The sequence below is a fragment of the Devosia faecipullorum genome (assembly GCF_015158295.1).
Lineage (GTDB): Bacteria > Pseudomonadota > Alphaproteobacteria > Rhizobiales > Devosiaceae > Devosia > Devosia faecipullorum.
Window position 1 is genome coordinate 1089168 of sequence record NZ_JACDXV010000001.1, and the last position, 11670, is coordinate 1100837.

Here is an 11670-nt window from a genome sequence, read left to right on the forward strand (position 1 = left end):
GGTTTTCCTCAACCTATACCTTTGCCGGACCACCGGCACCGAGGCGAATTTCGCCCCACGCCGCAGCTTCGAGGCGGCGGCACACCAGCATACCCGGAGGCCCATGGCCGTCCGGCGCTTCTTCACGCACGGATGTCCTCAGCGCCCCGCCAGCCCCCAATGGGCATGTTCGAGTGCCGTCATCACCCCGCGCAATTCCGCCAGTCCCTTCATCCGCCCGATGGTCGGATAGCCCGGCTGCGAGCGCCGGCTCAGATCGTCCAGGATGTCCTGCCCATGATCGGGACGCATGGGGATTTGCCAATCCCGGCGGCCTTCGGCCTTGCGGCGGCGCTCCTCACCGATGATGGCGGCGATCACCGCCACCATGTCGGTATCGCCGGCCAGGTGCTCGGCCTCATAGAACGAGCCGGCAATGGCCTCGCTGTCCCGCTTCACATTGCGCAGGTGGAGGAAGTGAATTTTCGGCCCGAAGCGCGAAACGATCCCCGGGAGGTCATTGTCGGGCCGCGCCCCCAGCGAGCCGGTGCAGAAGGTCATGCCATTGGCCGGGCTATCGACGGCATCGAGGATATATTTGTAATCCGCCTCGGTGGACATGATGCGCGGCAGGCCCAACAGGGCAAAGGGCGGATCGTCGGGATGGCAGCAAAGACGCAGGCCCAGATTCTCGGCCACCGGCACCACCTCTTCGAGGAAATCGACAAAATGGGCGCGCAATTGCTCGCGGCTGATCGCACCATATTCGTCCAGATGCGCCTGCACATCGCCAAGGGTCATGGATTCGGTCGAACCCGGCAGGCCCATGGTCACATTGCGGGCCAGCTGCTTCTTGTCGTCCTCCTCCATCGCTTCGAACCGCCGTCCGGCCTCGTCGGCGATGGCATTGGTGAAATCCGCCGCGGCGCCGGGGCGCTGGAGAATGTGGATGTCAAAGGCGGCAAAGTCATTGATGTCGAACCGCATGCACGAGCCGCCATGGGCGACGCTCCAGCGCAGATCGGTCCGCGTCCAGTCGAGCACCGGCATGAAATTGTAGCAGATGGTCTCGATGCCGCTCTCCGCCAGATGCCGCATCGACACCTTGTAATTGGCGATATGCTCGCGCCAATCGCCCTTCTGCTTCTTGACGTCCTCGCTGACCGGCAGGCTTTCCACCACATCCCATGTCAGCCCCGAGGCCGAGCCGTCCTTGCGGGTGCCGATCTCCTGGTGACGCTTGGCGATCTCCTCCGGCGTCCACACCGCCCCATTGGGCACGTGATGCAGGGCGCTGACCACGCCGACGGCGCCCGCCTGGGTAATATCGTCAATGCTGGTGAGGTCGTTGGGGCCGAACCACCGCCACGTCTGTCGCACCTTAAAACTCCTACTGCTGAAAAAATGCCTTGGCCAATCCGGCCTTGGCGTTGAAATCACTCACTTGCGCATGTCCCGGTCATAGACGAATTTCGGCATCTCCCAGTGGAAGGCCAGCGCCATGACCCGCAGGGCAAAGCCGAGCGCGGCGGATGCGATGATCATCAGATCGATTGGCAGTCCCGCGCCCAGCCCGGCGAAATAGATGATCCCGGTGATCATCGAGACCGTCGCATAAAGCTCGCCCTGGAAGATCAGTGGAATATCGTTGCACAAAACATCGCGCAGGATGCCGCCAGCCGTCCCCGTGACCATGCCGGCCACGATGACGATGATGGGATGCACTCCCGCATCGATACCGATATTGCAGCCGATAACCGTGAAGACCACGAGGCCCAGCGCGTCGAGCAGCAGAAAGGGCCATTTCAGCCGGTCGATCAGCCGCGCCAGCGGAATGGTCAGCAGCGCCGCGCCGCAGACCAGGACCAGCACATAGGGATTCTCCACCCAATAGAGCGGATAATGATCGAGCAGAATGTCGCGGATCGTTCCGCCGCCAAGCGCCGTCACACAGGCAATGAGGCAAACCCCGAACCAATCGATATTCCTGCGTCCCGCCGCCAGCGCCGCGCTCATCGCCTCGGCGGTTATCGCGATATAAAAAGCAATGAGCAGCATGGTCGTCCTCAAACAATGATGCGCTCACATACCAGCCAATGCGCGGCTAAAGAAAGTCGGCACGGTGGGGCGTGAACACGTCCACCAGCCGCCCCTTCTCCAGCGCCACGACACCGTGGACGAGGCCGGAGGGAACGATGAAACTGCCGCCCTGCCCGACCACTTCGGTGACGCCATCGATGGTCACTTCGAACCGGCCCTCGGCCACATAGCTCACCTGGATATGCGGATGAGTATGGGGAGCGCCGATCGCACCCTGCTCGAAGCCGAACTCCACCTGCATCAATTCGGGCGTATGGATCAGCACCCGCCGCGTATTGCCCGGCCCCAATTCGGTCCAGGCACTGGCCTCGGCTTGGGCGAAAAATCTCTGTTCGGTCATGATCTACCTCGCAAGCCAGCCGCCATCGACCGGGATGACGGCGCCGTGCATGTAATTGGAAGCCGGTGCCAACAGGAACACCGCCGCGTCGCCGATATCGGAAGGAACGCCCCAGCGCCCCGCCGGAATGCGGCCCAGGATCGCTGCCGACCGATCGGGATCATTGCGCAGCGCCTCGGTATTGTTGGTCTCGATATAGCCGGGCGCGATGGCGTTCACATTGATGCCTCTCGCCGCCCATTCATTGGCCAATAGCCTGGTAATGCCCAGGACGCCGCTCTTGGACGCGGTATAGCTCGCCACCCGGATGCCGCCCTGGAAACTGAGCATGGACGCGATATTGACGATGCGTGCCTTCCGTCCCGCCGCCAGCGCCTTGCGGGCAAGCGATTGGCTGAGGAAGAACATGGTCTTGAGATTGATGTCCATCACCGCGTCCCAATCGTGTTCGGTGAAATCCACCGCATCGACCCGCTTGATGATCCCGGCATTGTTGACCAGGCCGTCAATGGGACCATATCGCTCCCAAGCGGCCTCGAACATGGCCTGCGCATCCCGGGTCGAAGCCAGGTCGGCGCGCATCTCGACAAAATCGGCACCATGATCCGCCATCAAGGCCGCCGTCTCGTCCATGCCGGACCGGCCGACGCCGATGACCTTGCCGGCAACGCGGCCGATGCTGAGGGCGATCCCCTGCCCGATGCCGGTATTGGCGCCGGTGACCATGATGGTCCTGCCGGCGAGGCCGAAGGCTGAAAAGTTCATCAGAGCAGCTCGTCCATGCCGACCTTCTCGACATCGGTGTAATCGACATTATCCCCGGCCATCGCCCATATGAAAGTATAGGCCCCCGTACCTGCCCCGGCATGGATCGACCAGGGCGGCGACAAGACGGCCTGCTCGTTGCGCACGATCAGGTGGCGGGTTTCGTCGGGTTCGCCCATCAGATGCATGACAAAGGCGTCCGGTTGCAGGTCGAAATAAAGATAGGCTTCCATGCGCCGGTCATGCACATGCGCCGGCATGGTGTTCCACACCGAGCCGGGAGCGAACTGGGTCAGCCCCACCACCAGCTGACAGGTCTTCACGCTGTCCGCGTTCACATATTGATAGATGGAGCGTTCGTTTGCCGTGGCGCCGGCACCCATATCGAGCCGCTTGGCGTTTTTCTGCTGCAAAAGCGTGGTCGGGTGGCTCGCATGCGCCGGGGCGCTGAGCAGGTAATATTTCGCCCCATCGCCGGCAAATCGGACCGTCTTCACACCCCTGCCGATATAGAGCATGTCGCGGACCCCAAGCGCGTGATCCACCCCATCGACGGTGATCGTACCGGCCTCCCCGATATTGACCGCGATCAGTTCGCGCCGGTCGAGAAAATTGGCGGTACCCGCCGGCTTGATCGTGTCCAGCGCCAGCGCGCTGCCATCGGGCACCGCGCCGCCGACTGCCATGCGATCGTAATGGCTATAGGTCCAGCGTACCTGGCCGGGGGCGAACAGATCGTCGATCAGGAAATTCTCCCGCAACTCACCCGTGCCCATGGCCGCCGCGCTGATCGGGTCGATGGCGAAGCGAATATCGAAGTCGGCGTTCATTTCTCAGATCCTGTCTGTTCTGGCATTCTCAGCCAGTCGGCTACGATAGCGATCCTGGCTGCGCGAAAGGTGATCGCGCATGGCCTCCCGCGCGCCATCGGCGTCGCGGGCGGAAATGGCGTCAAGGATAAGGCGGTGCTCTTCATGCAGCCCCACCTGGTATTCATAGGTCAGCACGCTGTCCGTGCCCCAGGGCGAGGCCACGTCGCAGGGAATAGTCCGGCTGCCCAGCGCTTCGAGCACCTCGATATAGAATGGATTGTTGGTTGCCTCGGCAATCGCCCGGTGAAACGAGAAGTCCGTCTTGCCGGTGGGAACATTCCGCTCGAGCAGGCGGCCGAACTCGTTCCATGCCTCGTGGATGGCGGCTTGCTGGCTGGCACTGCGCCGCTGCGCCGCCAGTGCGGCCGACTCGATCTCGATCCCCATGCGCACTTCAAGCACGTTGAGCGCGACCGAAATCTTGTTGGAGCGCATCCCGGCAATGGCGCTGAAGGCCGAGCTGGCCTGCGCCATGACGAAGACGCCTGCGCCCTGTCGCGGCTGCACCATGCCGTCCGCCGCCAGCGCCGCAATGGCTTCGCGCACCACGGTGCGGCTGACGCCAAAATGGCTGGACAGCTGGCTTTCGGTCGGCAGTTTGTCGCCCGGCCCCAATTCGCCGCCATTGATGCGCTTGCGCATTGCATCAATGACCATATCGGCGAGCTTGGGCTTTCGGGCTGGCGGCGGTGTGGCTTCCATCATTGACATGGCATTACCGGAACAGGCTCGGCAGCCACAGCGACAAGGCCGGAATGTAGGTGACCAGCCCCAGCACGATGAGACCGGCGGCATAGAAAGGCAATACGCTTTTCATCGCCGTCCAGATCGAGATCTTGCCCACCGCTGCCGCCACGAACTGCACCGGCCCGAGCGGCGGCGTATTGAGGCCGATACCCAGATTGAGGATCATGATGACGCCGAAATGCACCGGGTCGACGCCGAATTTCTGCACCATCGGCAAGAAGATCGGCGTGGTGATGATGATCAGCGGCCCCATATCCATGAACGTGCCAAGCACGAGCAGCATGACATTGATCAGCAGCAGCACCATGATCGGATCGGTGGTCAGCGTCGAAATCATGTCGGTCAGGATCGGCGCCACCCGAAGATAGGCCATGAGCCAGCCGAACGAGGCCGCCGCGCCGATGATGAACAGCACCATGGAGGTGGTGCGCACCGCCCCGAGCACCGAATGCACGAATTCGCTCCAGGTCAGCGACCGATAGACCAGCAGTGTCACCAGCAGCGCATAGATGACCGCGATGCAGGAGCTTTCCGTGGCTGTGAACACGCCCGACCGCACGCCGCCAAAGATGATGCCAATCAACATCAGGCCCGGAATGGACACGAGGAAATATTGAAACGCCTTGTAAAAGCCCGGAAATGGTTCGGTCGGATAGCCGCGCTTCACCGCTACGACATAGGCGGTGAGGCCCAGCGCCCCGGCCAGGAGCAGACCGGGGATGATCCCCGCCGTGAACAGGTCCGCGATCGAGATGCGGCCCCCGCCCGACAGCGAATAGATGATCATGTTGTGGCTGGGCGGTAAGAGCAGCGCGATCAGCGCCGCCATCGAGGTGACATTGACCGCGTAATCGGCGCCATAGCCACGCGCCTTCATCTGCGGGATCATGATGCCGCCGACCGCCGCCGCTTCGGCGACCGCAGAGCCGGAAATGCCGCCGAACAGGGTCGAGGCGGCGACGTTCACCTGGCCCAGCCCGCCGCGGACATGGCCGATCAACGCCCCGGCAAAGGAAATGATCCGCGCCGCGATACCGCCGCGCATCATCAGGTCGCCGGCAAAGATGAAGAAGGGAATGGCGAGGAGCGTAAACCCGGCAAGGCCCGAATTGAGCTGCTGGAACACCACGATGGCAGGGCGTCCGAGATAGACGATGGTCGCGAAGCTGGCAATTCCGAGGCAGAAGGCGATGGGCGTGCCCACCATCATCAGTGCAGTGAACACACCGAAGAGGATCCAATATTCCATGGCGATCAGGCCTCGGTCACGAGTTCAGCAGGAGGCTCGTCGACGGGCTCGCCGGCAAGGCGCAGCAAAATGCGCTCAAGGGCGTAAAGGCACATCAGAAAGCCGGAAATGACGATGGGAAGATAGGTCATGGTCTGCGGCAGGTGCAGAACCGGAATGCTCACGGTCCAGCCGCGAATAGCCAGCAGAGCGCCATAATAGACCATGCCGAACGCGAAGGCGAAAATAGCGAGGTCGCTGATCGTGCGCAGCGTGCCCTTGGCCGCCTTGGGCAGCACATAGATCAGCACGTCGAACCCCATGTGGAAATTCTCACGCACGCCGACCGCGGCGCCCAGAAAAATGAACCAGCTCATCAGCATGATCGCCGCGCCTTCGGTCCAGGACGGAGAAGCATTGACCACGAAGCGCATATAGACCTGAAAGGCCACGATCGCCGTCATCAGCACCAGTCCGACGCCAGCGAGCCACAGCGCGGCATTGGATGTGGCCCGCAGCACATTGCTGGCAGGCAGGAGCCATTGTCTCACGAGAAAATCCTCCGAAATGGGAGCCGGGCCGGCTTGCGTCGGCCCGGCATTCGATCAGCCTTCGGTGGCCTGGATGCGCGCGACCAGATCCTTCAAAGCCGGGTCGGTGACGTATTTCTCGTAGACCGGCTTCATCGCTTCGATGAACGGCGTCTTGTCCACAGTGTTGATCGTGGCACCGAGCGCTTCAACTGCGGCCTTGGACTCGATTTCCTTGGCAGCCCAGAGGTCACGCTGATAGCCCACCGATTCCTTGGCGGCTTCGCGCATCGCGGCCTGGACGTCGGCATCCAGCCCATCCCAGATGATCTTGGAAACGACCAGCACTTCGGGCACCATCAGGTGCTCGTCCAGCGAATAGAATTTGGCGACTTCGGCATGACCGGCAGTGTCATAGCTCGGATAATTGTTCTCGGCGCCGTCGATAACGCCGGTCTGGATGCCGGAATAGACTTCGCCATAAGGCATCGGGGTGGCATTGCCGCCCAGCGCGCCGACCATGTCGACGAAAATGTCGGACTGCATGACGCGGAACTTCATCCCGTCCATGTCAGCGGGCGTCGTGATCGGCTTGGAGCTGTTGTAGAACGAACGTGCGCCGCCATCGTAATAGGCCAGCGCCACCACATCCACGGCATCGAATGCCGCCAAGATTTCCTCGCCGATCGGACCATCGAGTACATTGTGGAAATGCTCGGCGGAACGGAAGATGTACGGCAATTGCGTCACGGTGGCTTCAGGAACCTGGGTGCCAAAGGCACCGATGGAAATTCGATTGAGATCGATCACCCCGAACTGGGTCTGCTCGATCGTGTCGGCCTCGCCTCCCAACTGGGCCGAGTGAAACACTTCCACCGAGTAGCGACCACCGGTCTTTTCGCTCAGCAATTCGCCGAACTTCTTGACGGCTTCGACTGTGGGATAGCCATCAGGATGAGTGTCGGACGAGCGCAGCACCGTCTGGGCGCTCGCGGCAGACATCATCAGGCTGGACGCAATGACGGCAGCAGCCGCCATTTTTGGCAGATGTAACATGAATTCCTCCCAATTTGCTTGTGGACCCGCCTATCCCCACGCAGCCGCAACGGCGGAACAAACCACCATCCCTTCCGGCCCCATTTGCACATGAACGGGTCGCCTGCAAACTGGTATGGAAGATGAAATCACAAGTCAACATACAATAGTTGTCAAGTTGTATGATGACTCCTGGAAGATGAGCATGCCGTCGGGGCGACGTACCGGCAAAGAAAAACCCCCGGACAGGCCGGGGGTTCAGGGTCTCGAATTCGGTGAGGATAGCGTGGCTAGATGTGGATCGCGCCGTCGCCCAGGGCCAGTGCCGCTTCGCGGATGGCTTCGGACAACGTGGGATGGGCATGGGTGGTGCGCGCCAGATCCTCGGCCGCACCGGAAAATTCCATCAAAGTCACCAATTCATGGATCATCTCACCGGCATTCTTGCCCACGATATGAGCGCCCAGCACGCGGTCGGTGCTGACATCGGCAAGAATTTTCACAAAACCCTGAGTAGCCAGCATCGCCTTGGCCCGGCCATTGGCGGTGAAGGGGAACTTGCCGATCTTGTAGTCGATCCCCTCGGCCTTGAGCTCGTCCTCGGTCTTGCCCACGGAAGCCACTTCGGGCGTGGTATAGACCACGGCGGGAATGGCGGCATAATTGACATGCCCCGCCTGCCCCGAAAGAATTTCGGCCACGGCGATGCCCTCGTCTTCGGCCTTGTGCGCCAGCATCGGGCCGACGATCACGTCGCCGATGGCATAGATGCCGTCCACCGAGCTCTTGTATTGGGCATCGACCCGTACGCGGCCGCGCTCATCCAGCGCCACCCCGGCAATGTCGAGGCCAAGCCCCTCGGTGAAGGGCTTGCGGCCAATGGCGACCAGCGCCACATCCGCCTCAAGGCTTTCCGCCTCGCCACCCTTGGCGGGCTCGACGCGCACCTGCAGCGAGCCGTTCTCCTGCTTGTCGATACCGGCAACCTTGCTCGACAGCTTAAATTCCATGCCCTGCTTTTGCAGCATGCGCTGGAACTGGCGGGCCACTTCGCTATCCATGCCCGGCAGAATACGGTCGAGATATTCGACCACGGTGACCTGGGCGCCAAGGCGCATCCACACCGAGCCCAGCTCCAGCCCGATGACGCCGGCGCCGATGACCACCAGCTTGTTCGGCACCTGCTCCAGCGTCAGCGCGCCGGTGGAAGTCACGATCTGTTTCTCGTCGATCACGATGCCCGGCAGATTGGCCGAGACCGACCCGGTGGCGATAACGATATTCTTGGTTGCGATCTCGGTCTGCGGGCCGCTCTGGGGCGTCACCAGAACCTTGCCGGCCGCGGGAATGGAACCGATGCCGCGGAATACGGTGATCTTGTTCTTCTTGAACAGGTAGTCCACGCCGCCGACATTGGACGCCACCGTCTCGGCCCGATGGTTCATCATCTGCTTGAGATTGAGCTGCGGCGCCGGAATGTCGATGCCCAGGGCCTTGAAGCCATGCCCGGCCTCTTCGAACACTTCGGAGGCGTGCAACAGCGCCTTGGAGGGGATGCAACCGATATTGAGGCAGGTGCCGCCCAGCGTCGCCCACTTCTCGACCACGGCCACTTTCATGCCCAATTGTGCCGCGCGGATCGCACAGACATAGCCGCCCGGGCCGGAACCGATGATGGTAAGGTCGAATTGGTCTGCCATTGTCTTGCCTCGAAGAGTGATCAGCGCTGCTGTGCCAAAGCGACACGAACAGCCAGCGCCAGAAATGTAATGCCGGTAACGCGATTAAACCACCGGCCCGCGCGGAAAAAGCCTTGCCGTACCGAAGCGGTCGTAAAGAAGACCGACACCAGTGCAAACCAGGCAAAAAGCATGAGGCTCATGCTGCCCACATAGATCACCTTGGCCTGCCCATCGGTGTGGGCAGACACCAGCGAGGTGAAAAGGGCGAGGAAGAACAGCACCGCCTTGGGATTGAGCAGATTGGTCAGGAAACCCAGAGCAAAGGCGGCCATGTCGCCCTTGCCCATCCCGGCCTGATCGGCCACGTCCGGCAGTCGCGGCGGCGGGCTGCGCAATGCCGAGACGGCCAGCCATACGAGATAGGCCGCGCCGGCCCATTTGAGAATATTGAACAGCAGCAGCGACTGACCGACGATCACGCCGACGCCAAGCAATGTGTAGGTGCCATGCACGAGGATTGAAGTGGCCACGCCGGCCGAGGTCATGATCGCGGCACGACGGTCCAGCACCACCGACTGGCGCAATACCATGGCGAAATCGGCGCCCGGAATGACGGCATTGATGCCGAAGGCCAGCATCAGACCCACAAATTCCAGCCAGGGAAATTCCATTGCCGCCACCGCGCATGAACAAGCAAAGCCAGCGATACACGACGCCGGTGCGCCGGGCAACGGACAGGGCCGTGTGATGCCCTGCCCATGCGGCAAGACCCTATGCTAGAACGCGACACCCACGAATATCAGCACCAGCCCGATCAACGACACCATCCAGAAGGCAGAACGCATCAGCGGAACGTCAATGAAATAGGCGGGCAGATAGGCCCCGCGCGCCCAGAACCAGATTTGGGTACCCCATTGGGTCAGCCCGTCGGAACGACCGGACAATTCCGTGGCCACGGCAAGGGCGATGAAGATGCCGTAGGTCTCAAGGAAGTTGCGCAGCGCCCGCTCGCCCCGTGCCGCCCACTTGTTCGGCGAGCGTTCATTGTCCCGCTGGCTTCCGGCGTAGCGCACGCCATAGTCGAGACGATAGGCGGTGGACTGCACAATGACATAGGCGAGAGCCAGCACCGCGCTCCAGATCAGCATAGTCAGTTCGATGGACATTTATTCTCCTTGGCTGGCGTCATGATAGAAGAACGAACGGCCAGCACAATCGGATCATTTGCAACCATCGAGCATGAAAGCGTCACCGGGAGAAACCGCATCGAACCATTCGTCATTGCGATATTGCGAATACCAGATGCTGGCGGCAAGGTCGGGCACGATAAGCTGTTCGGGCGCGTTCGATCCCGGCTCGCTGTCGAGAAAACGCACCTTTCCGTCGTAAAGACCATAAATAGGAGAATGCCGGTCTTCGTCCGGAAATGCGCAGATTTCGCTGGTTCCCGGACCGCAGACGCCGCTGATCGACCAGATCGGCGCGCCAAAGCCATTGGGCACATGCACCGCGCCATTCAGCGTAACGCCGGAATTGGGCATTTCCAGATAGAAGGCGGCGATCTGGTTAGCGGCGGCAATTTGCGGGACGCGCTGGAAGGTCAGATACCACGGCGCGTCGGGCTGCTTGTAGCGGGCATTATGCAGCGTGCATTCCTCCGCCAGGCCGGAGCCTCCGAGCAGCAATGTCAGAGAGAAAGCAAGCCACACCCGCATGATAACCTCCTGAATTCTCAGCAAGTATCCGCAATCGACACCCTGCTTCCACCCCGCTTCAGGGGGGTCAGGAGGCCGAAATTTCCTGCGCGCGTTTCAGGATTTCGGGGAGTTGTTTGTCGATGTCGAGCAGGCCGTTTTCGACCTGTTCCAGAAAGGTCCGGCAGAAAACTGTCTTGTCGCCGGCCTGGTTATAGGCACTCATGATCTGGCTGCCGCCATAGATTTCGGCGGCTTCCTGCTGACCTTCGGCACCGCCACCCAATCGGTTGATTACCCGGTCCGCCAGGTCCAAGTAACTGATATTCCTCAAGTACCAGTTCGCAGCGGCTTCTGTGTAGGCGCCGTCGAGGCCGGTATTTTCGTAGCAATGGGTGGTCATGGCTTCGACGATGGCCTTGGAGCCGTGAAAGGCCATCAATTCCCCGATCAGGGCGGCATCATCCTCGGCCTGTGCCGGCAGGATGGCGATGACAAAGGCGGCGGCGAAGACCAGTTTCCGTCGCAAAATATGTCCTCCGATCAGCGCCTTGTCGCAAAACGGCGCGTGTGCACCGCATAAAACCTCAATTCGCTAACAGACTGTTAGCATTCACAGGCTTGTCGACACACCATTCGGTGAGCCACGAAAAAGGGCCCGCCGAAGCGAGCCCTTCTAAGAACAAAATGTGGCTGAA

General features: G+C 61.2%; 14 protein-coding genes. All 14 read right to left on the bottom strand.

The window, feature by feature from the left end:
* Positions 1-138: 138 nt before the first annotated feature.
* The 14 genes from uxuA to H0482_RS05500 all read right to left on the bottom strand — a co-directional run bounded on the left by uxuA (position 139) and on the right by H0482_RS05500 (position 11501).
* The gene (gene uxuA / locus H0482_RS05435) at positions 139-1359 is read right to left on the bottom strand and encodes a mannonate dehydratase (protein ID WP_193728973.1); all 1221 of its coding nucleotides are present in this window, start codon (positions 1357-1359) and stop codon (positions 139-141) included.
* A gap of 60 nt (positions 1360-1419) precedes the next feature.
* Positions 1420-2037 (bottom strand): trimeric intracellular cation channel family protein, encoded by a 618-nt coding sequence (locus H0482_RS05440; protein ID WP_193728974.1) that lies wholly within the window; start codon positions 2035-2037, stop codon positions 1420-1422.
* A 46-nt stretch (positions 2038-2083) separates the two neighbouring features.
* Positions 2084-2419 carry a cupin domain-containing protein gene (locus H0482_RS05445; protein ID WP_193728975.1) on the bottom strand — a complete coding sequence of 112 codons (336 nt, stop codon included), beginning with the start codon at positions 2417-2419 and terminating at the stop codon, positions 2084-2086.
* Between the two features lie 3 nt (positions 2420-2422).
* Positions 2423-3184 carry a 2-dehydro-3-deoxy-D-gluconate 5-dehydrogenase KduD gene (gene kduD / locus H0482_RS05450; protein WP_407925689.1) on the bottom strand — a complete coding sequence of 254 codons (762 nt, stop codon included), beginning with the start codon at positions 3182-3184 and terminating at the stop codon, positions 2423-2425.
* The gene (gene kduI, locus H0482_RS05455) at positions 3184-4014 is read right to left on the bottom strand and encodes a 5-dehydro-4-deoxy-D-glucuronate isomerase (RefSeq protein ID WP_193728976.1); all 831 of its coding nucleotides are present in this window, start codon (positions 4012-4014) and stop codon (positions 3184-3186) included. The genes kduD and kduI overlap by 1 nt, the downstream gene beginning before the upstream one ends.
* A 3-nt stretch (positions 4015-4017) precedes the next feature.
* Positions 4018-4713 carry a FadR/GntR family transcriptional regulator gene (locus tag H0482_RS05460; protein WP_230989438.1) on the bottom strand — a complete coding sequence of 232 codons (696 nt, stop codon included), beginning with the start codon at positions 4711-4713 and terminating at the stop codon, positions 4018-4020.
* 58 nt (positions 4714-4771) lie between these two features.
* Positions 4772-6052 carry a TRAP transporter large permease gene (locus H0482_RS05465; protein WP_193728977.1) on the bottom strand — a complete coding sequence of 427 codons (1281 nt, stop codon included), beginning with the start codon at positions 6050-6052 and terminating at the stop codon, positions 4772-4774.
* 5 nt (positions 6053-6057) lie between these two features.
* Positions 6058-6582: a TRAP transporter small permease gene (locus tag H0482_RS05470; protein WP_330998202.1), complete on the bottom strand. Its 525-nt coding sequence runs from the start codon at positions 6580-6582 to the stop codon at positions 6058-6060.
* A 54-nt stretch (positions 6583-6636) separates the two neighbouring features.
* On the bottom strand, positions 6637-7617 hold the full coding sequence (locus H0482_RS05475; RefSeq protein ID WP_193728978.1) for a TRAP transporter substrate-binding protein: 981 nt from the start codon (positions 7615-7617) through the stop codon (positions 6637-6639).
* Between the two features lie 269 nt (positions 7618-7886).
* A complete protein-coding gene (lpdA, locus tag H0482_RS05480) occupies positions 7887-9296 on the bottom strand; it encodes a dihydrolipoyl dehydrogenase (protein WP_193728979.1) in 1410 nt (469 codons plus the stop codon).
* A 20-nt stretch (positions 9297-9316) separates the two neighbouring features.
* On the bottom strand, positions 9317-9949 hold the full coding sequence (locus H0482_RS05485) for a LysE family translocator (protein ID WP_193728980.1): 633 nt from the start codon (positions 9947-9949) through the stop codon (positions 9317-9319).
* 105 nt (positions 9950-10054) lie between these two features.
* Positions 10055-10444 carry an MAPEG family protein gene (locus H0482_RS05490; RefSeq protein WP_193728981.1) on the bottom strand — a complete coding sequence of 130 codons (390 nt, stop codon included), beginning with the start codon at positions 10442-10444 and terminating at the stop codon, positions 10055-10057.
* Positions 10445-10498: 54 nt separating this feature from the next.
* On the bottom strand, positions 10499-10993 hold the full coding sequence (locus H0482_RS05495) for a hypothetical protein (protein WP_193728982.1): 495 nt from the start codon (positions 10991-10993) through the stop codon (positions 10499-10501).
* 67 nt (positions 10994-11060) lie between these two features.
* Positions 11061-11501: a hypothetical protein gene (locus tag H0482_RS05500; protein ID WP_193728983.1), complete on the bottom strand. Its 441-nt coding sequence runs from the start codon at positions 11499-11501 to the stop codon at positions 11061-11063.
* Between the last annotated feature and the right edge of the window lie 169 nt (positions 11502-11670).

Coding starts and splice junctions, on each gene's coding strand:
- kduI (WP_193728976.1), bottom strand. CDS start 4,014: ATGAACGCCGACTTCGATATTCGCTTCGCCATCGACCCGATCAGCGCG.
- H0482_RS05485 (WP_193728980.1), bottom strand. CDS start 9,949: ATGGAATTTCCCTGGCTGGAATTTGTGGGTCTGATGCTGGCCTTCGGC.
- H0482_RS05460 (WP_230989438.1), bottom strand. CDS start 4,713: ATGGTCATTGATGCAATGCGCAAGCGCATCAATGGCGGCGAATTGGGG.
- H0482_RS05465 (WP_193728977.1), bottom strand. CDS start 6,052: ATGGAATATTGGATCCTCTTCGGTGTGTTCACTGCACTGATGATGGTG.
- H0482_RS05495 (WP_193728982.1), bottom strand. CDS start 10,993: ATGCGGGTGTGGCTTGCTTTCTCTCTGACATTGCTGCTCGGAGGCTCC.
- lpdA (WP_193728979.1), bottom strand. CDS start 9,296: ATGGCAGACCAATTCGACCTTACCATCATCGGTTCCGGCCCGGGCGGC.
- H0482_RS05490 (WP_193728981.1), bottom strand. CDS start 10,444: ATGTCCATCGAACTGACTATGCTGATCTGGAGCGCGGTGCTGGCTCTC.
- H0482_RS05445 (WP_193728975.1), bottom strand. CDS start 2,419: ATGACCGAACAGAGATTTTTCGCCCAAGCCGAGGCCAGTGCCTGGACC.
- H0482_RS05440 (WP_193728974.1), bottom strand. CDS start 2,037: ATGCTGCTCATTGCTTTTTATATCGCGATAACCGCCGAGGCGATGAGC.
- H0482_RS05475 (WP_193728978.1), bottom strand. CDS start 7,617: ATGTTACATCTGCCAAAAATGGCGGCTGCTGCCGTCATTGCGTCCAGC.
- kduD (WP_407925689.1), bottom strand. CDS start 3,184: ATGAACTTTTCAGCCTTCGGCCTCGCCGGCAGGACCATCATGGTCACC.